The 16,919-nt window shown below is 60.9% G+C and carries 22 protein-coding genes; 12 read left to right on the top strand and 10 right to left on the bottom strand.

Annotation, left to right across the window (positions count from 1 at the left end):
• Nucleotides 1-50: 50 nt before the first annotated feature.
• From lolA to cysG, 5 genes are read left to right on the top strand one after another with little or no spacing between them, the layout of a single operon-like run.
• The gene (gene lolA / locus AC1RME_RS09735) at nt 51-671 is read left to right on the top strand and encodes an outer membrane lipoprotein periplasmic chaperone LolA (RefSeq protein ID WP_007958184.1); all 621 of its coding nucleotides are present in this window, start codon (nt 51-53) and stop codon (nt 669-671) included.
• Nucleotides 672-695: 24 nt separating this feature from the next.
• Nucleotides 696-2,018 carry a replication-associated recombination protein A gene (locus AC1RME_RS09730; RefSeq protein ID WP_096822647.1) on the top strand — a complete coding sequence of 441 codons (1,323 nt, stop codon included), beginning with the start codon at nt 696-698 and terminating at the stop codon, nt 2,016-2,018.
• Nucleotides 2,018-2,392, top strand: a complete 375-nt coding sequence (gene crcB / locus AC1RME_RS09725; RefSeq protein WP_096822646.1) for a fluoride efflux transporter CrcB — start codon at nt 2,018-2,020, stop codon at nt 2,390-2,392. The genes AC1RME_RS09730 and crcB overlap by 1 nt, the downstream gene beginning before the upstream one ends.
• A 15-nt stretch (nt 2,393-2,407) precedes the next feature.
• The gene (gene serS / locus AC1RME_RS09720; protein WP_096822645.1) at nt 2,408-3,688 is read left to right on the top strand and encodes a serine--tRNA ligase; all 1,281 of its coding nucleotides are present in this window, start codon (nt 2,408-2,410) and stop codon (nt 3,686-3,688) included.
• Nucleotides 3,689-5,083, top strand: coding sequence for a siroheme synthase CysG (gene cysG, locus AC1RME_RS09715; protein WP_096822644.1), 1,395 nt, complete (start codon nt 3,689-3,691; stop codon nt 5,081-5,083).
• Nucleotides 5,084-5,128: 45 nt separating this feature from the next.
• Here cysG and AC1RME_RS09710 read toward each other — a convergent pair whose 3' ends face one another.
• The 8 genes from AC1RME_RS09710 to AC1RME_RS09675 form a co-directional block, all read right to left on the bottom strand.
• Nucleotides 5,129-6,130 (bottom strand): glutathione S-transferase family protein, encoded by a 1,002-nt coding sequence (locus tag AC1RME_RS09710; protein WP_096822643.1) that lies wholly within the window; start codon nt 6,128-6,130, stop codon nt 5,129-5,131.
• Nucleotides 6,131-6,221: 91 nt separating this feature from the next.
• Nucleotides 6,222-7,223 (bottom strand): glycosyl transferase family protein, encoded by a 1,002-nt coding sequence (locus tag AC1RME_RS09705; protein ID WP_096822642.1) that lies wholly within the window; start codon nt 7,221-7,223, stop codon nt 6,222-6,224.
• The gene (locus AC1RME_RS09700; protein WP_085732133.1) at nt 7,220-7,555 is read right to left on the bottom strand and encodes a TusE/DsrC/DsvC family sulfur relay protein; all 336 of its coding nucleotides are present in this window, start codon (nt 7,553-7,555) and stop codon (nt 7,220-7,222) included. Before AC1RME_RS09700 ends, AC1RME_RS09705 begins: the two co-directional genes overlap by 4 nt.
• Nucleotides 7,552-7,845: a sulfurtransferase complex subunit TusB gene (gene tusB / locus AC1RME_RS09695; protein WP_102622708.1), complete on the bottom strand. Its 294-nt coding sequence runs from the start codon at nt 7,843-7,845 to the stop codon at nt 7,552-7,554. Before tusB ends, AC1RME_RS09700 begins: the two co-directional genes overlap by 4 nt.
• The gene (gene tusC, locus AC1RME_RS09690) at nt 7,845-8,201 is read right to left on the bottom strand and encodes a sulfurtransferase complex subunit TusC (protein ID WP_192558394.1); all 357 of its coding nucleotides are present in this window, start codon (nt 8,199-8,201) and stop codon (nt 7,845-7,847) included. The genes tusB and tusC overlap by 1 nt, the downstream gene beginning before the upstream one ends.
• A gap of 1 nt (nt 8,202) precedes the next feature.
• Nucleotides 8,203-8,595 (bottom strand): sulfurtransferase complex subunit TusD, encoded by a 393-nt coding sequence (gene tusD / locus AC1RME_RS09685; protein ID WP_096822657.1) that lies wholly within the window; start codon nt 8,593-8,595, stop codon nt 8,203-8,205.
• Nucleotides 8,596-8,672: 77 nt separating this feature from the next.
• Nucleotides 8,673-9,377, bottom strand: a complete 705-nt coding sequence (locus AC1RME_RS09680; RefSeq protein WP_096822639.1) for a YoaK family protein — start codon at nt 9,375-9,377, stop codon at nt 8,673-8,675.
• A gap of 25 nt (nt 9,378-9,402) precedes the next feature.
• Complete coding sequence (locus AC1RME_RS09675) at nt 9,403-9,732, bottom strand: DUF6388 family protein (RefSeq protein ID WP_096822638.1); 330 nt, start codon at nt 9,730-9,732, stop codon at nt 9,403-9,405.
• A gap of 136 nt (nt 9,733-9,868) precedes the next feature.
• On the opposite strand from AC1RME_RS09675, the gene AC1RME_RS09670 reads away from it, so the two are divergent.
• Complete coding sequence (locus AC1RME_RS09670; protein ID WP_096822637.1) at nt 9,869-10,219, top strand: hypothetical protein; 351 nt, start codon at nt 9,869-9,871, stop codon at nt 10,217-10,219.
• A 20-nt stretch (nt 10,220-10,239) separates the two neighbouring features.
• On the opposite strand, the gene AC1RME_RS09665 is transcribed toward AC1RME_RS09670, so the two are convergent.
• Nucleotides 10,240-10,665: a GNAT family N-acetyltransferase gene (locus AC1RME_RS09665; RefSeq protein ID WP_096822636.1), complete on the bottom strand. Its 426-nt coding sequence runs from the start codon at nt 10,663-10,665 to the stop codon at nt 10,240-10,242.
• A gap of 149 nt (nt 10,666-10,814) precedes the next feature.
• Between AC1RME_RS09665 and AC1RME_RS09660 the strand changes: the two genes are divergently transcribed.
• The 4 genes from AC1RME_RS09660 (at nt 10,815) to AC1RME_RS09645 (ending at nt 13,889) form a co-directional block, all read left to right on the top strand.
• Nucleotides 10,815-11,252 (top strand): hemerythrin domain-containing protein, encoded by a 438-nt coding sequence (locus tag AC1RME_RS09660; protein WP_085712365.1) that lies wholly within the window; start codon nt 10,815-10,817, stop codon nt 11,250-11,252.
• A 223-nt stretch (nt 11,253-11,475) separates the two neighbouring features.
• On the top strand, nt 11,476-12,111 hold the full coding sequence (locus AC1RME_RS09655) for a lytic polysaccharide monooxygenase auxiliary activity family 9 protein (protein ID WP_096822635.1): 636 nt from the start codon (nt 11,476-11,478) through the stop codon (nt 12,109-12,111).
• A gap of 39 nt (nt 12,112-12,150) precedes the next feature.
• The gene (locus AC1RME_RS09650; protein WP_096822634.1) at nt 12,151-13,215 is read left to right on the top strand and encodes a chitinase; all 1,065 of its coding nucleotides are present in this window, start codon (nt 12,151-12,153) and stop codon (nt 13,213-13,215) included.
• A gap of 83 nt (nt 13,216-13,298) precedes the next feature.
• On the top strand, nt 13,299-13,889 hold the full coding sequence (locus AC1RME_RS09645) for an NUDIX domain-containing protein (protein WP_096822633.1): 591 nt from the start codon (nt 13,299-13,301) through the stop codon (nt 13,887-13,889).
• Here the strand turns inward: AC1RME_RS09645 and AC1RME_RS09640 are convergent.
• Entirely contained in the window at nt 13,886-14,401 is a 516-nt protein-coding gene (locus tag AC1RME_RS09640) for a methylated-DNA--[protein]-cysteine S-methyltransferase (RefSeq protein WP_096822632.1), read from the bottom strand. The genes AC1RME_RS09645 and AC1RME_RS09640 overlap by 4 nt on opposite strands.
• A 136-nt stretch (nt 14,402-14,537) precedes the next feature.
• Between AC1RME_RS09640 and ggt the strand changes: the two genes are divergently transcribed.
• Both ggt and AC1RME_RS09630 read left to right on the top strand, forming a co-directional pair.
• A complete protein-coding gene (ggt, locus tag AC1RME_RS09635; protein ID WP_096822631.1) occupies nt 14,538-16,265 on the top strand; it encodes a gamma-glutamyltransferase in 1,728 nt (575 codons plus the stop codon).
• A 66-nt stretch (nt 16,266-16,331) separates the two neighbouring features.
• Nucleotides 16,332-16,865: a cysteine hydrolase family protein gene (locus AC1RME_RS09630; protein ID WP_096822630.1), complete on the top strand. Its 534-nt coding sequence runs from the start codon at nt 16,332-16,334 to the stop codon at nt 16,863-16,865.
• Nucleotides 16,866-16,919: the final 54 nt, after the last annotated feature.

Genomic DNA, 16,919 nt, shown 5'->3' with positions numbered 1-16,919 from the left:
CGGTGCATGAAGCGCCGTCCACTTTCCCACGAGTATTCAAGAGGACTCCCATGCGTCTTATCCGCATGCTGCTGCCAGTACTGGCTCTGACCACCCTCACGGCTCACGCCGATGACAAGGATGTGGCACGCCTGACCCAATTGCTGGAAACATCCAAGACCCTGACCGCGAACTTCTCCCAGCTCACTCTCGACGGCAGCGGCACCCAGTTGCAGGAAACCACCGGCGACATGACCCTGCAGCGTCCGGGCCTGTTCTACTGGCACACCAATGCCCCCGCCGAGCAGACCATGGTGTCCGATGGCAAGAAAGTCACCCTGTGGGACCCGGATCTGGAACAGGCCACCATCAAGAAACTCGATGAGCGCCTGACCCAGACCCCGGCCCTGTTGCTGTCCGGTGACGTATCGAAGATCAGCCAGAGCTTCGATATCAGCGCCAAGGAAGCCGGTGGCGTGATCGACTTCACCCTGAAGCCGAAAACCAAGGACACCCTGTTCGACAGCCTGCGTCTGTCGTTCCGCAACGGTCTGGTCAATGACATGCAATTGATCGACAGCGTCGGCCAGCGCACCAACATCCTGTTCACCGGGGTGAAGGCCAACGAAGCGGTCCCGGCCTCGAAGTTCAAGTTCGACATCCCGAAGGGTGCCGATGTGATCCAGGAATAAACACAGAGGTTTCAACGGTACGTGATGGATCTGTTTCGCAGTGCACCGATTGCCCAGCCGCTGGCCGCCCGTTTGCGGGCGACCAATCTGGATGAGTACGTCGGTCAGGAACACGTGCTCGCTCGCGGCAAGCCTCTGCGCGAAGCTCTGGAGCAGGGTGCCCTGCATTCGATGATCTTCTGGGGCCCGCCGGGCGTGGGCAAGACCACCCTGGCGCGGCTGCTGGCGGAAGTCTCGGATGCGCACTTCGAAACGGTTTCGGCCGTATTGGCCGGGGTAAAAGAGATCCGTCAGGCGGTGGAAATCGCCAAACAGCAGGCTGGTCAGTACGGCAAGCGCACGATCCTGTTTGTCGACGAAGTTCACCGCTTCAACAAGTCCCAGCAGGACGCTTTTCTGCCTTACGTTGAAGACGGCACGCTGATCTTCATCGGGGCGACCACCGAAAACCCCTCCTTCGAATTGAACAACGCGCTGCTGTCGCGGGCCCGGGTCTACGTACTCAAGAGCCTCGACGAGGCGGCGTTGCGCAAACTGGTGCACCGCGCACTCACCGAAGAACGCGGCCTGGGCAAGCGCAATCTGACCCTCAGCGATGAAGGCTTTCAGATGCTGCTGTCCGCCGCCGACGGCGATGGCCGGCGCTTGCTCAACTTGCTGGAAAACGCCTCGGACCTGGCCGAAGACAACAGCGAAATGGGCACTGATTTGCTGCAAAGCCTGCTCGGCGACACGCGTCGGCGTTTCGACAAGGGCGGCGAAGCGTTCTACGACCAGATTTCCGCGCTGCACAAATCGGTGCGCGGCTCCAATCCGGACGGCGCGTTGTACTGGTTTGCGCGGATGATCGACGGCGGCTGCGATCCGCTATATCTGGCCCGCCGCGTGGTGCGCATGGCCAGCGAAGACATCGGCAATGCCGACCCGCGCGCCCTGAGTCTGTGCCTGGCGGCGTGGGAAGTGCAGGAGCGACTTGGCAGCCCGGAAGGTGAGTTGGCAGTGGCTCAAGCTATTACGTATCTGGCTTGTGCGCCGAAAAGCAACGCGGTGTACATGGGCTTCAAGACCGCATTGCGGGCCGCTGCCGAACATGGCTCGCTGGAAGTGCCGCTGCACCTGCGCAACGCACCGACCAAGTTGATGAAACAATTGGGTTATGGCGACGAATACCGCTATGCCCACGATGAACCGGACGCCTACGCGGCCGGCGAAGACTACTTTCCGGAAGAGCTCGACCCCATCCCGTTCTACCAACCGGTGCCCCGTGGCCTGGAACTGAAGATTGGCGAGAAGCTCAACCACCTCGCCAAACTCGATCGTTTAAGCCCCCGGCAGCGGAGAAAATAGTGATTCGAACGATTCTTGCGGTGTCCGTGGCGGGCATCGCTGGTACATTACTGCGTTTCGCGGCTGGCAATTGGGTCAGCGCCAATTGGCCCCGGCATTTTTATGCGGCAACGCTGGCGGTCAATCTGGTCGGCTGTCTGATCATCGGCCTGCTGTACGGACTGTTTTTGACCCGGCCGGAAGTGCCGATCGAAATCCGCGCCGGTCTGATCGTCGGTTTTGTCGGCGGTCTGACGACGTTTTCATCCTTTTCACTGGATACGCTGCGTTTGCTGGAAAGCGGACAGGCCCTGATAGCCTTCGGTTATCTGGGCATCAGCGTGTTCGGCGGCCTGCTCGCGACCTGGGCTGGCCTGACTTTGACCAAACTTTGATAACGAGAAACCGACATGCTCGATTCCAAACTGTTACGTAGCAACCTCCAGGACGTAGCGGACCGCCTGGCTTCCCGTGGCTTTGCCCTGGATGTCGCGCGCATCGAAGCGCTGGAAGAACAGCGCAAGACCGTCCAGACCCGCACCGAAGCACTGCAGGCTGAGCGTAACGCGCGTTCCAAATCCATCGGTCAGGCCAAGCAGCGCGGTGAAGACATCGCGCCGTTGATGGCGGACGTCGAGCGCATGGCGGGCGAACTGAGCGCCGGTAAAGTCGAGCTGGACGCGATCCAGACCGAACTGGATTCGATCCTGCTGGGCATTCCGAACCTGCCGCACGAATCGGTACCGGTTGGCGAAGACGAAGACGGCAACGTCGAAGTCCGCCGCTGGGGCGCTCCGACGGCCTTCGATTTCCCGGTTCAGGATCACGTGGCCCTGGGCGAGAAGTTCGGCTGGCTCGACTTCGAAACCGCCGCCAAGCTGTCCGGTGCGCGTTTCGCGCTGCTGCGTGGCCCGATTGCCCGTCTGCACCGCGCACTGGCGCAGTTCATGATCAACCTGCACGTCACCGAGCACGGCTACGAAGAGGCCTACACGCCTTATCTGGTTCAGGCCCCGGCGCTGCAAGGCACCGGTCAACTGCCAAAGTTCGAAGAAGACCTGTTCAAGATCGCTCGCGAAGGCGAAGCCGATCTGTACCTGATCCCGACCGCCGAAGTGTCGCTGACCAACATCGTGGCCGGTGAAATCGTCGATTCGAAGCAGCTGCCGATCAAGTTCGTCGCCCACACCCCGTGCTTCCGTAGCGAAGCCGGCGCGTCGGGTCGTGACACTCGCGGCATGATCCGCCAGCACCAGTTCGACAAGGTCGAGATGGTGCAGATCGTCGAGCCGTCGACGTCGATGGAAGCGCTGGAAAGCCTGACCGCCAACGCCGAGAAAGTCCTGCAACTGCTGGGTCTGCCTTACCGTACCCTGGCGCTGTGCACCGGCGACATGGGCTTCAGCGCGGTCAAGACTTACGACCTGGAAGTGTGGATTCCGAGCCAGGACAAATACCGTGAAATTTCGTCGTGCTCCAACTGCGGCGACTTCCAGGCCCGCCGCATGCAGGCGCGTTTCCGTAACCCGGAAACCGGCAAACCTGAGCTGGTACACACCCTGAACGGTTCGGGTCTGGCGGTCGGTCGTACCCTGGTGGCCGTGCTGGAAAACTACCAGCAGGCCGACGGTTCGATCCGTGTGCCGGACGTGCTGAAGCCTTACATGGGTGGCCTTGAGGTCATCGGCTAAATGAAATATCTGCCGCTGTTTCACAACCTGCGCGGCAGTCGTGTGTTGGTCGTCGGTGGGGGGGAGATTGCCTTGCGCAAATCCCGCCTGCTGGCCGATGCCGGTGCGCTGCTGCGGGTGGTCGCACCTGAAATCGAAGCGCAACTGCGCGAGCTGGTTGCCGCCAGCGGTGGCGAGTGTCTGTCGCGCGGTTACGCCGAAACGGATCTGGACGGTTGCGGGCTGATCATTGCCGCCACCGACGATGAAGCCTTGAACGCGCAAGTTTCCGCCGATGCTCATCGGCGCTGCGTGCCGGTCAACGTGGTGGATGCGCCGGCGCTGTGCAGCGTGATCTTCCCGGCGATCGTTGATCGTTCGCCGCTGATCATTGCGGTCTCCAGCGGCGGCGATGCGCCGGTGCTGGCCCGGCTGATTCGCGCCAAGATCGAAACCTGGATTCCTTCGACCTACGGCCATCTGGCCGGTCTGGCCGCACGTTTTCGCAATCAGGTCAAAAACCTGTTTCCCGATGTGCAGCAGCGTCGTGCCTTCTGGGAAGACGTGTTCCAGGGGCCGATTGCCGACCGGCAACTGGCCGGGCAGGGCGCTGAAGCCGAACGTCTGTTGCAGGCGAAAATCGATGGCGAAGCGGCCGTGGCCACGGGCGAGGTGTATCTGGTGGGCGCGGGGCCGGGTGATCCGGATCTGCTGACTTTCCGCGCCTTGCGCCTGATGCAGCAAGCCGATGTGGTGCTGTATGACCGTTTGGTCGCTCCGGCGATTCTTGAGCTGTGCCGTCGCGATGCAGAGCGGGTTTACGTCGGCAAGCGTCGCGCCGATCACGCCGTGCCGCAGGATCAGATCAACCAACAACTGGTGGATCTGGCCAAGGCTGGCAAGCGCGTGGTGCGGTTGAAGGGCGGGGATCCGTTCATCTTCGGCCGTGGCGGCGAGGAGATCGAGGAACTGGCGGCCCATGGCATCCCGTTCCAGGTGGTGCCGGGCATCACCGCGGCCAGCGGTTGCGCGGCGTATGCCGGTATTCCGCTGACCCATCGTGATTACGCGCAGTCGGTGCGTTTCGTCACCGGGCACTTGAAGGACGGTTCCACCGATCTACCGTGGGCCGACCTTGTCGCGCCGGCGCAGACCTTGGTGTTCTACATGGGCCTGGTGGGGTTGCCGATCATCTGCGAGCAGTTGATCAAGCATGGTCGTGCGGCCGATACCCCGGCAGCGCTGATCCAGCAGGGCACCACGGTCAATCAGCGGGTCTTCACCGGCACGCTGGCCGACCTGCCGCGTCTGGTGGCGGAGCATGAAGTCCATGCGCCGACGCTGGTGATCGTCGGCGAAGTGGTGCAACTGCGCGAGAAGCTGGCGTGGTTCGAGGGCGCTCAGGGTCAAATCTGACGACTCTGAAGTGATCGTTCCCACGCTGTGGGAACGATCCTGCTCTCAACCTTTGCGCCAAACCCCTTTCCCGCCCAACCGGTCCCGGTCATGGGCCACATTGAAATCCTGCTCCGGCCCCTTCGGCACAACCCCGGTCGGGTTGATGGTCTTGTGGCTGCCGTAGTAGTGGTTCTTGATGTGCTGGAAATCCACGGTCTCGGCAACGCCCGGCCACTGGTACATCTCACGCAGCCAGTTCGACAGGTTCGGATAATCGCTGATCCGCCGCAGATTGCATTTGAAGTGCCCGTGATACACCGCGTCGAAACGAATCAGCGTGGTGAACAACCGCACGTCCGCCTCGGTCAGGTATTCACCCGTCAGATAACGGTTGGCGCCCAGCAGTTGCTCCAGATGATCGAGTTCGGCAAAAACATCATCGAAAGCCTCTTCATAGGCGTTCTGCGAAGTAGCAAACCCGGCGCGATACACGCCGTTGTTCACGGCGGGATAGATCCGCTCGTTCAACGCATCAATCTCACCGCGCAACGGCGCCGGATAGAAGTCCAGATCGTTGCCGGTCAAGTCGTCGAAGGCGCTGTTGAACATGCGGATGATCTCCGCCGATTCGTTGCTGACGATGCGCTTGAGCTTTTTGTCCCACAGCACTGGTACGGTGACGCGGCCGGTGTAGTCGGCGGTGTCAGCGGTGTAGCGCTGGTGCATGAAGTCGAAGTGGTCGAGTTTGTCGCCGGTCGAGCCGAGGTTCTGGTCGAAGGTCCAGCCGTTTTCCAGCATCAGCCAACTGACGACCGAAACATCGATCAGGCTTTCCAGGCCCTTGAGCTTGCGCAGGATCAGCGTGCGATGCGCCCACGGACAGGCGAGGGAGACGTAGAGGTGATAACGCCCGGCCTCGGCGGCAAAACCGCCTTCACCGCTCGGGCCTGGCGCGCCGTTGCGAGTGACCCAATTGCGGCGCTGCGCCTGCTCGCGCTGGAACGCGCCGTCCTTGCTGCTTTCGTACCACTTGTCCTGCCAGCGGCCGTCGACGAGTAAACCCATGATCAAGACTCCACAAACCAATAATCGTTGGAGCCGAGTCTATTCCGATGAGTTCGAACAAAAAGCGCAAAGATCGGGCGTGAATGATCGGTTAAATCGATTTGTTCCGTGCGGCCCAGTATTGCTCGGCAGTTTCGAAGGCTTGTTCGCGGCTTTGGCCAAGGCCTCGCAGGGCCAGGGCCATGGTCGAAATCAGGGCCATTTGCGGATAGCTGTCGACCACGTCGCCACGCCAGACGGCCTTCAGATGCTCGACATCCAGCGACGCCGGTTTGACGTGGCGTTGCGCCGACAACTGCGGCCATTCCTCGTCCCAGCTCTCGCCGCCGGTGGTGCCGTACAGGTGGCTGTCGGCATCCGGGTTGATCTCGATTTCGCCGCCGTCACCTTTGATCACGATCGCCGTATCGCCGAGCAGACCACTGGCATCGCGGTGCACAGCCTGATAGCCGGGGTGGAAAATACTCTGCAAGCCGCAACGCGCGCCCAACGGATTGAGGATCCGCGCCAGCGAATGAATAGGCGAACGCAGGCCGAGGGTATTGCGCAGATCGATCATTCGCTGCAGCTGCGGTGCCCAGTCCAACAGTGGCATGAACGCCAGGCCACCGTTGTCCAGCGCCGCGCCGACCTGTTGCCAGTTGCGGCACAGCGGGATGTTCAGTTCACCGAGCAGTTGTTCGGAATACAAACGCCCGGCGGTGTGCGCGCCGCCGCCGTGCATGAAGATGCGCAAACCGTTCTGTGCCAGGCACTTGGCTGCCAGCAGATACCACGGCAGGTGACGTTTCTTGCCGGCATAGGTCGGCCAGTCCAGATCGACGTGCAACGCTGGAGCCTGCAAGCGTTCACGCAGGGCTTCGGTGAAGCCGGCCATTTCCTCGGCGCTTTCTTCCTTGTGCCGCAGCAGCATCAGGAAGGCGCCGAGCTGGGTTTCTTCGACGGCTTCGTCGAGCACCATGCCCATGGCCTCCCGGGCTTCCTCACGGGTCAGGTCGCGAGCGCCGCGCTTGCCCTTGCCGAGGATGCGCACGAACTGGGCGAACGGGTGCTCGGCGGGCGTTTCGAGGGTCAGCGCTGGATAGTCGGTCATAGGCAATTCGTCGGTTTGGGCAGGCCCGCCAGTTTCGCGGCGAGTTTGGCAGGGGTGCCTTTGAACAGTCGGTTCAGGTGCAGGCTGTTGCCTTTCTCTGCGCCGAGCTTGAGCGCGGTGTATTTGATCAGCGGCCGGGTGGCCGGGGACAGCTGGAATTCGGCGTAGAAACTGCGCAACAGTTCGAGGACTTCCCAGTGTTCGGCGCTCAGCTCGATGTCTTCGGCAGCGGCGAGGGCGCTGGCGACTTCGGCCGACCAGTCGTTGAGGTCGACCAGGAAGCCGTCCTTGTCCAGTTCGATGGCGCGGGCGCCGACGGTCAGCGCATTCATAGCCAGCTGTTGACCTTGTCGTGGTGGATCGACAGCTCGACGAAGGCCGGGTAATCGATGGCTTCGGCCCAGTCCGGAACCTGCACGGCGCGGGCTTGCGCGTCTTCGGCCAGAACGAAGAGTTTCACCCGACGGGTTTCCAGCGCAATGAACGGCGCAGTGCCGGGTTGCAGCGCATAAGCAGCATCGCCAGATAGCAACAGCGCGTCGGCAGAACCGAGCAGGCGCAGGCAACTGGTCAAGCGTTCGTCGCCGAACGGGGAATGGGACAACACATGCAAAGTCGACATCAGAGGGTGATCACCTGGTCGTAACGGTCAATGAGGGCGGTGATTTCATCGGCGGCCAAAGGCTGAGCCTCGTCCAGCGAACGATCGCCGAGGCCGCGAGCACTGGCGCTGTCGGCGCAGTAGAACAGCTCTTCCACACCGAACATCGGCAACGCTTGCAGGTTGGCGCTCAGGTCTTTCTGTTGCAGGGCCTTGGCGTTTTGCCCGGCGGCCAGTTGCAACACACCGTCGTCGAGAAACAGCAGGCCGATCGGCAGATCGAAGGCGCCGCCGGCCAGTACGATGTCCAATGCTTCACGGGCACCGGGGCCGGACCACGGTGATTGACGGCTGATAATCAGAAGGGACTTGGCCATGTCATGCGCCTCCGAAACAGATCAGACGGTCGGCATCCTGAACCGCGTCATGCAACTGGCCGAGGCCGGACAATTCCCACGGTGCGCTGACCGCCACGGCATCACGCTGATAACGCCCGGCTTCCTCGGCATTCAACACGCCACGGCGCAAAGCGGCGGCGATGCACACCACACCGTCGAGGTTTTGTTCGGTGATAAACGTTCGCCACTGTTTGGGCAGGTCCAGTTCGTCCTGCGGCGTGACCACGGCGTCAGACGCGTTGTAGACACCGTCCTGATAGAAAAACAGCCGGACGATTTCATGCCCGCCGGCCAGCGCAGCCTGCGCGAACAGCAGGGCGCGGCGCGAGGAGGGCGCATGGGCGGCGGAAAACAACACAATGGCGAACTTCATGACGGACTCGATCAGCAAAACTGCGGCCATGATAAAGCTTTCTCGGCGGGGCGGCGAAGTGGATGTTGCCGCAGACTTCAGCGCGGCATGTACCCCAACTGCCAGCGCCGGGGGATTTTCAGCGAGATCAGGCCGATCAACGCAGCCAGCAATCCGCTGGCGTACAGCGCTTTTAGCCCCAGGTGATGCTCCAGCACGGCACCGAGGATGGCGCCGATGAACATGCCGCTCCACGGCACCAGTTGCACGCGCCAGCCATTGCGCCGCTCGCCCATTATCCAGCGTCCCAGACCGCGACCGAACCGCGAGAGTGCACCGGTGACATAGGTCAGTCCGACCGCCAGACCGTTCACTTCTTCCACCGCGGCATTGAGCATGCCCATGGCGGTGATTGCCGCTAGCAGCGCCGGCAGTTGCACGTCTGACGGCCAGGCGGCGGCCCCGCAGAGCAGTGTCGCGATGCACAGCAGCAACGGCAGTGCGCGGCGCCTGCCGAGGCGACCGATCACCACGCCGAGGGTGTTGCCGAGGATGAACGTCGCGACCAGGATCACCAGCCGCAGCGTCAGACTCACATCGCCATCACTGATCGCCACCGCCAGCCGTGTGGTGTTCCCGCTCATGAATGAAACGAAGTCACCACTGGCCATGAAGCCGATGGCATCGGTCATCCCCGCCAGGACCGAGAGCGCGGCCACCATGGCCAGCCCTACGCGACCGCGCCATTTCTGCATATGCAAGTGGCCGGGGCTGGCGCGGTGAGTCGAGAGGGTTGGCAGCATTGGTGCGGATGTCCTTGCGTAGAGGTCAGGGTTCTATGCCATAAAGGTCGCAATATTCCAACCAGTCCATCCCGGCCATCTCCGCCACTTCCCGGTGCACTTCCAGGCGTTGCGCCTGATAGTCCTCGGGCGTTGCAGCGGTCAGTTGCAGCGTCAGTTCCCAGGCAAACAAGCCCTGGCTTTCGGCCTCGGCTTCGAAGGCTTCGTGCAGGCGTTCTTCGCGGTACTGTGCCGGGGTTTCGCCTTTGGCCTGGGCCAGCAACGGGTTGAGATGATCGAGGGCTTCGCGCACTTCAGGGTGTGCATCGAGAAACAGTTTCAGGGCATGTTCATGTCGCTGGTCGGTAGGCGCCATGGGGTTTCCTTGTGGGGCTGATGACCTTTAATGTGCCGCAGCGGCCGGCGGGTGTCGCGCTCTAAATGCAGTAAAGCAGAACGATTTTGCGCGTTGCGGTGATACAGTCCGTTTTTTTTCCGAATGAGCGAATGCAATGCGAATGCTGATGGTGGCACTGGCGGCAACCCTGCTGGCCGGTTGCGCGGGTTCGGCGATGGAAGACGCCCGCACGCAAACCCCTTACAAGGTCCTGAACTCGGACAAACCCGAGAAAGTCGTGGCCCAGTGCGTGCAATTCGCCTGGCAGGACGAAGCGGTGTTCGGCGTCGATGCGGCGGCGTATCTGCAACCGGGCAAGAAGGGCGGTTCGACGGTCTACACCCGTTCGGCGGAGTCGTTTGTCGACGTGACCACGAATGCGTCCGGCACGGTGCTGAGCTACTACGCGCAGAAGGATGACTTTGTCGCCAAGCGCCGGCTGGCGGCGTTGGCGACCTGTCTGTAACACCTGGCGATCCGCGGGGTTCAGACGTCCAGACGCTTCTGGAAAAACATGCGTTTGTGCCCCGGCGGGTAATCCGACAACTCGCCAAACTGGCTATATCCCAGCTTTTTGTAGAATTCCGGCGCCTGAAAATCGAAGGTGTCGAGCCAGGCCCCGATGCAACCCTTCTCACGCGCCAGGTCTTCGGCCATGCGCATCAGTTTCGACCCGATCCCCTGGTGGCGACCCTGCTCCGGCACCGACAGCAGATCGACGAACAGCCACTGGCAGACCAACCGGCCATAGAGTCCACCCAGAATGGTGTCGTGTTCATCGCGTACCAGCAGCGTGAGCGGCTCCGATACGGCAATCCCGGCCTGAGCGACGTTGTAGGCGTGCAGCGGCGCCAGAATGGCCAGGCGTTCTTCTTCTGTAGAGTCTTGCGACAGCTCGATCCGTAAACTCATGTGCAACATCCTTATGGCAGTGAACCGGCAGCCTATCGCGCCTCGGTCAATTGATCCATCCCGGCATCGAACAGTTGGAACCGTCGCTCCAGCGTTGGGGTCTAGCCCTTGAAGGCGTTCATTCCGAATGCGTTTATCGAGGAGAGTCCATGAACATTTTCGAAGCCCTTCGCGAGAGCCACGATCGCCAGCGTGGGTACGCCAAGACCTTGATCAAGACCAGTGGCGATACCCCGGAACGCGTCGAAGCCTACAAGCAACTCAAAGCCGAACTGCAGGCCCACGAAACGGCCGAAGAACGCCACTTCTACATCCCGTTGATGGAGTTCGACAACGGCGTCGATCTCAGTCGCCACGCCATCGCCGAACACCATGAAATGGACGAAATGATGGAGGAGCTCGACGAGACCGAAATGTCCAGCCCGGCCTGGCTGGCCACGGCGAAAAAGCTCTCGGACAAGGTCCATCACCACTTGAAGGAGGAGGAGCAGAAGTTCTTCCAGATGGCCGGCAAGCTGCTCGACGACAAACAGAAAGAACAGCTCGCCGGGCAGTATGAAAAGGAGTTCAAGGCGCAGCTTCCCTGAGCCGGTGAATGCAGGTTTTTGTAATGACGCCGTGTAGGCTTTTTGCCATGCGTTGGGTGAGCGTCGTCGCAATGTACTGTATTTATATCCAGTATTTTCGGTGTTTTACGCATTTCACCGCCGCAGGCTGCGACAAAACCGCCGATGGACAAAAAATCCCCCTCCGTTAGCTTGAAGGCCTCTCCTCGGAAAGGAGAGTTCTTAAATCAACGGAGTGAAAAACATGAACCAACCACAAGCTCAAACCCAACTGCGACACGGTCGCGTCATTTCCCCTGCAAGCCGCGGTGCGGTGGCCATCGAACAAGGACTGCTCGGTGGCTGGCAGGTCAACGAGATGGAAGGTGGCAAGAACTTCCCGGCACTGGCGGCCGGCCCGTTCCCGGCGCCTTTCGAGTCGGATAACCCGAGTGTCGTGCCTCCGGCCGACGGCCACATTCTCAGCGGTGGCAAGGACGATGCCCGCGATTGCGTGAACTTCACCGACGAGGAAATGAGCAAGAAACTCGGTCGTCCGTTCACCTGGCCGCTGCTCAACGTCACCCCTGGCCAGACCCTTGAAGTCAAATGGGAATACACCGCGCCGCACACCACTCGCGGTTACCGCTGGCTGATCACCAAGGATGGCTGGGACCCGAAACAACGCATCACCCGTGCACAACTGGAAGCAAAACCGTTCGCCGAGGACTTCTATCCGCAAGTGCCGTACTACAGTCATGCGGCGGAGCTGAAGGCCAAGGTCAATCACGCAGTGAAACTTCCGGCCAACAAGCAAGGTCATCACGTTGTTGTCCTGATGTGGATCGTCGCCAACACCGGCAACGCCTTCTATCAGGCCTTCGATGTGGACTTCAAATAAGTCCGTAACACCCACCTACACGTTCTGAAGGATTAGAACATGTCAAATATCGACTTCACCTTATTGCAAAACCAGGCGAGCGACGCGGCTTCGCTGATGCCGAGCATCGCTGGCAAGAAGATCCTCATGGGTTTCTGGCACAACTGGCCGGCCGGCCCAAGCGATGGCTATCAGCGTGGTCAGTTCGCCAACATCGCCCTGGAAAACGTGCCCAAGGACTACAACGTGGTTGCGGTCGCATTCATGAAGGGCAGCGGGATTCCGACCTTCAAGCCGTTCAACGTCTCCGATGCCGAGTTCCGCCGCCAGGTTGGCGTACTCAACAGCCAGGGCCGGGCCGTGCTGATTTCCCTCGGCGGCGCCGATGCGCACATCGAGTTGCGTGCCGGGCAGGAGCAGCCGTTGGCCAACGAAATCATCCGTCTGGTGGAAACCTACGGCTTCGACGGGCTGGACATCGATCTTGAACAGAGCGCGATTGATTTCGCTGCCAACAAGACCGTCCTGCCGGCCGCCCTGAAACTGGTCAAGGATCACTACGCAGGCCAGGGCAAGCATTTCATCATCAGCATGGCCCCGGAGTTTCCGTACCTGACCACCACTGGCAAATACGTCGGTTACTTGCAGGCGCTGGAAGGCTACTACGACTTCATCGCGCCGCAGTTCTACAACCAGGGCGGTGACGGTGTCTGGGTACCGGAGGCCAACAATGGCAACGGGGCGTGGATCGCGCAGAACAACGATGCGTTGAAAGAGGACTTCCTCTATTACCTGACTGAAAGTCTGGTGACCGGCACTCGCGGATTCACCAAAATCCCTGCGGACAAGTTCGTCATCGGCCTGCCGGCCAACATCGACGCCGCTGCCACCGGTTACGTGATCGACAAGAACGTGGTCGGCAATGCGATGAAACGCCTGGCGGTCAAAGGGCACCTGATCAAGGGCCTGATGACGTGGTCGGTGAACTGGGACAACGGCACCAGCAAGGATCGCGTGCCGTACAACTGGGAGTTCAGCCGGCGTTATGGACCGTTGATCAACGGCGCAGGAGCTGCCTCGCCGGAGCCTGATGTCGCGATTGCGGACATGGCCCGCCAGCGGTAATCGAATAAAAAAGCCCGGTAGCGCTGCCGGGCTTTTTTTCGCCTAACATGGGACCTCCCGATGACAACAATGGATGAAGCGTCATGCCCAACACCGCCGAGCGGATCAATATCGTCGACACTCAGGTGTTGTCCCACGACTGGTACCTGCTGAAGAAAATCACCTTCGACTACCTGCGCAACAACGGTGAATGGCAACGCCAGACCCGCGAGGTCTACGACCGTGGCAATGGTGCGGCAATTCTGTTGTTCAACCGCGAAAAACGCACAGTGGTACTGACTCGCCAGTTCCGTCTGCCGGTGTTCGTCAACGGTCATGACGGTTTGCTGATCGAGGTCGCTGCCGGGTTGCTGGAAGGCGCAGCACCGGAGCAGCGCATTCGCGATGAGGCCGAGGAGGAAACCGGTTACCGCGTGCATGACGTGAAGAAGGTGTTCGAGGCATACATGAGCCCGGGCTCAGTGACCGAGAAGCTGCACTTCTTCGTCGCCGAATATGACGCGAAGTCGAAGGTCGGCGATGGCGGCGGCCTGGAAGAGGAAACCGAAGAACTTGAAGTGCTGGAGTGGCGTTTCGACGATGCACTGGCAGCGTTTCATCGAGGCGAAATCTGCGATGCCAAGACCATCATGCTGTTGCAGTACGCGGCGATGAATCACTTCTTCGGCGCTTAAAACAGATCACCGGTCTTGCCGATGTCTGACCACTGGCCACCTTCCAGTGTCAGCAACCGCTCCTTGGCTTCAAGGCCTCCGGCAAACCCGGTCAGTTTTCCCGACGCGCCGATCACCCGGTGACAGGGCGCGATGATCGAAATCGGGTTTCTGCCGTTCGCCGCGCCGACGGCGCGCACTGCGCTGGGGTGACCGATCTGCCGGGCAATCTGGCTGTAGGTGCGGGTTTCGCCAAACGGAATGGTGAGCAATGCGGCCCAGACCTTTTTCTGGAACTCGGTGCCGGCGAAATCCAGATCCAGATCGAACGCACTTCGCGTCCCGGCAAAATATTCTTCCAGTTGCTGCGCGGTTTTCATCAACACCGGATTGTCCGGGGCTTCGTTCATCGGCCCGAGGCGCACCCGGTTCGGTTTGTCGTTTTCCCAGAGGATGGCGGCCAGACGTGAGCCGTTCGCGACCAGCTTCAACTCGCCGACAGGCGAGGGCAGGGTGATGAACGTGTAGGCCATGGGAAAAACTCCGGGACGGGGGCGAAAACTGCGCCCAGCATACTGCCGGATCGGGGAGGCGCAAACCGTAATCGCGACCATACTGGCTGATGCTCTTGAAGCGCTTTCCTACCTTATAAAAAGAAGAGACCGACTCATGAAGTACGAACCTTTTGCCAAATCGCTGATTGCGACCTCGTTGGCGCTCAGCTGCCTCATGGCTCACGCCGCCTCGGTTGCCCCGGTCGCCGCCGAAAACGGCATGGTGGTCACCGCCCAGCACCTGGCCACTCACGTGGGTGTCGACGTGTTGAAAAGTGGCGGCAACGCGGTGGATGCGGCGGTCGCCGTGGGTTATGCACTGGCGGTGGTTTACCCGGCGGCGGGCAACCTCGGTGGTGGTGGTTTCATGACCATTCAACTGGCGGACGGGCGCAAGACCTTCCTCGACTTCCGCGAAAAAGCCCCGCTGGCCGCGACGGCCAACATGTACCTCGACAAGGACGGTAACGTCATTCCGGACCTGAGTACCCGTGGCCACCTCGCGGTCGGCGTGCCGGGCACCGTGTCCGGCATGGAGCTGGCGCTGAGCAAGTACGGCACCAAACCGCGCAAGGAAATGATTGCCCCGGCCATCAAACTGGCCGAAGACGGTTTTGCGCTGGAGCAGGGCGACGTCGATCTGCTGGATTACGCCACCGACGTGTTCAAGAAGGACATCAAAGACTCCGGCGCGATCTTTCTGAGCAACGGTGAGCCGATGCAGGTCGGGCAGAAACTGGTGCAGAAGGACCTCGGTAAAACCCTGCGCACCATTTCCGAAAAAGGTGCGGACGGTTTCTATAAAGGCTGGGTCGCCGACGCGATCGTCACTTCCAGCCAGGCCAACAAGGGCATCATCACCCAGGCCGACCTCGACAAATACAAGACCCGCGAGCTGGCTCCGGTGGAGTGCGACTATCGCGGTTATCACGTCGTGTCGGCACCGCCGCCAAGCTCCGGCGGGGTGGTGATCTGCCAGATCATGAACATCCTCGAAGGCTACCCGATGAAAGATCTGGGCTTCCATTCGGCCCAAGGCATGCACTACCAGATCGAGGCGATGCGCCACGCGTATGTGGATCGCAACAGCTATCTGGGCGACCCGGATTTCGTGAAGAACCCGATCGAACATCTGCTGGACAAGAACTACGCGACCAAGCTGCGCAACGCGATCCAGCCGCAGAAGGCCGGCGTGTCTGCGGAACTCAAACCCGGCGTTGCGCCGCACGAAGGCAGCAACACCACGCACTACTCGATCGTCGACAAATGGGGCAACGCGGTGTCTGTCACCTACACCCTCAACGACTGGTTCGGCGCAGGCGTGATGGCGAGCAAGACCGGGGTGATCCTCAACGATGAAATGGACGACTTCACCTCGAAAGTCGGCGTGCCGAACATGTATGGCCTGGTGCAGGGCGAAGCCAACGCCATCGCGCCCGGCAAGGCGCCGCTGTCGTCGATGAGCCCGACCATCGTGACCAAGGACGGCAAGGTGGTGATGGTGGTGGGCACGCCGGGTGGTAGTCGCATCATCACGGCAACCTTGCTGACCATGCTCAATGTCATCGACTACGGCATGGGCCTGCAGGAAGCGGTCGATGCGCCGCGTTTCCACCAGCAGTGGATGCCGGAACAGACCAACCTCGAAGACTTCGCCGCCAGCCCCGACACGAAGAAGATTCTCGAGAGCTGGGGCCATAAGTTCGCGGGTCCGCAGGACGCCAACCACATCGCTGCCATTCTGGTCGGCGCGCCGTCGCTGGGCGGTAAACCGGTCGGCAAGAACCGCTTCTACGGCGCCAACGATCCACGGCGCAACACCGGGTTGTCATTGGGTTACTGAGAAGGGTAAAAAGGGGGCGGGCACACGTCCGCCCCTGTCTCAAGGACCGATCAAGGAAGGCTCACCATGACCACCGCATTGCTGATCATCGATGTCCAGCGCGCCCTGTGCACAGGCGAATACGAGTGCCACGACATCAAACGGGTGATCGACACCATCAACGGCCTCAGTGCCCGCGCGCGCAAGGCTGGGGTTACAGTCGTACTGATCCAGCATAACGAAAAGGACAGTCCGTTCGTCCACGGCACCGAGGGCTGGCAACTGGCTGACGGCCTGGCCACCGCGCCGGGCGATCTGCGCGTCGACAAGACCGCCAACGACTCGTTCTACCAGACCAACCTGCAGAAACTGATCCCCCGGGAAGACTTCGACCGCCTGGTGATCTGCGGTCTGCAAACCGATTACTGCGTCAACGCCACCGTGCGCCAGGCCCATCAACTGGGCTATGACGTGGAACTGGCGGCCGACGCACATTCCACCGTCGACAACGGCAACATGAGCGCCGAAGACATCATCGCCGAGCACAACAAGGACTGGGCGCACCTGACCGGTTCCGTAGCACGGATCGATGTGAAGCCGGCGGCTGACATCGCGTTCTGATGCTCTTTTGCCGAAGCCCCCGGTTGTCTGCCTGCAACCGGTGAAAATTCCAGA

The sequence above is a fragment of the Pseudomonas sp. GW822-FHT03F08 genome (assembly GCF_058801265.1).
Note: the sequence above shows the minus strand (reverse complement) of the source record. Positions and strands in the feature narration are given on the sequence as shown.

Excerpts from the sequence above, each read along its gene's own strand:
- AC1RME_RS09660 (WP_085712365.1), top strand. The coding sequence starts at position 10,815 with ATGAACATTTTCGAAGCCCTTCGCGAGAGCCACGATCGCCAGCGTGGG.
- AC1RME_RS09675 (WP_096822638.1), bottom strand. The coding sequence starts at position 9,732 with ATGGCGCCTACCGACCAGCGACATGAACATGCCCTGAAACTGTTTCTC.
- AC1RME_RS09650 (WP_096822634.1), top strand. The coding sequence starts at position 12,151 with ATGTCAAATATCGACTTCACCTTATTGCAAAACCAGGCGAGCGACGCG.
- lolA (WP_007958184.1), top strand. The coding sequence starts at position 51 with ATGCGTCTTATCCGCATGCTGCTGCCAGTACTGGCTCTGACCACCCTC.
- ggt (WP_096822631.1), top strand. The coding sequence starts at position 14,538 with ATGAAGTACGAACCTTTTGCCAAATCGCTGATTGCGACCTCGTTGGCG.
- AC1RME_RS09705 (WP_096822642.1), bottom strand. The coding sequence starts at position 7,223 with ATGACCGACTATCCAGCGCTGACCCTCGAAACGCCCGCCGAGCACCCG.
- AC1RME_RS09645 (WP_096822633.1), top strand. The coding sequence starts at position 13,299 with ATGCCCAACACCGCCGAGCGGATCAATATCGTCGACACTCAGGTGTTG.
- serS (WP_096822645.1), top strand. The coding sequence starts at position 2,408 with ATGCTCGATTCCAAACTGTTACGTAGCAACCTCCAGGACGTAGCGGAC.
- AC1RME_RS09700 (WP_085732133.1), bottom strand. The coding sequence starts at position 7,555 with ATGAATGCGCTGACCGTCGGCGCCCGCGCCATCGAACTGGACAAGGAC.
- AC1RME_RS09640 (WP_096822632.1), bottom strand. The coding sequence starts at position 14,401 with ATGGCCTACACGTTCATCACCCTGCCCTCGCCTGTCGGCGAGTTGAAG.
- AC1RME_RS09665 (WP_096822636.1), bottom strand. The coding sequence starts at position 10,665 with ATGAGTTTACGGATCGAGCTGTCGCAAGACTCTACAGAAGAAGAACGC.
- AC1RME_RS09730 (WP_096822647.1), top strand. The coding sequence starts at position 696 with ATGGATCTGTTTCGCAGTGCACCGATTGCCCAGCCGCTGGCCGCCCGT.
- AC1RME_RS09655 (WP_096822635.1), top strand. The coding sequence starts at position 11,476 with ATGAACCAACCACAAGCTCAAACCCAACTGCGACACGGTCGCGTCATT.
- AC1RME_RS09630 (WP_096822630.1), top strand. The coding sequence starts at position 16,332 with ATGACCACCGCATTGCTGATCATCGATGTCCAGCGCGCCCTGTGCACA.
- tusC (WP_192558394.1), bottom strand. The coding sequence starts at position 8,201 with ATGGCCAAGTCCCTTCTGATTATCAGCCGTCAATCACCGTGGTCCGGC.
- AC1RME_RS09680 (WP_096822639.1), bottom strand. The coding sequence starts at position 9,377 with ATGCTGCCAACCCTCTCGACTCACCGCGCCAGCCCCGGCCACTTGCAT.
- tusB (WP_102622708.1), bottom strand. The coding sequence starts at position 7,845 with ATGTCGACTTTGCATGTGTTGTCCCATTCCCCGTTCGGCGACGAACGC.
- AC1RME_RS09710 (WP_096822643.1), bottom strand. The coding sequence starts at position 6,130 with ATGGGTTTACTCGTCGACGGCCGCTGGCAGGACAAGTGGTACGAAAGC.
- cysG (WP_096822644.1), top strand. The coding sequence starts at position 3,689 with ATGAAATATCTGCCGCTGTTTCACAACCTGCGCGGCAGTCGTGTGTTG.
- AC1RME_RS09670 (WP_096822637.1), top strand. The coding sequence starts at position 9,869 with ATGCGAATGCTGATGGTGGCACTGGCGGCAACCCTGCTGGCCGGTTGC.
- tusD (WP_096822657.1), bottom strand. The coding sequence starts at position 8,595 with ATGAAGTTCGCCATTGTGTTGTTTTCCGCCGCCCATGCGCCCTCCTCG.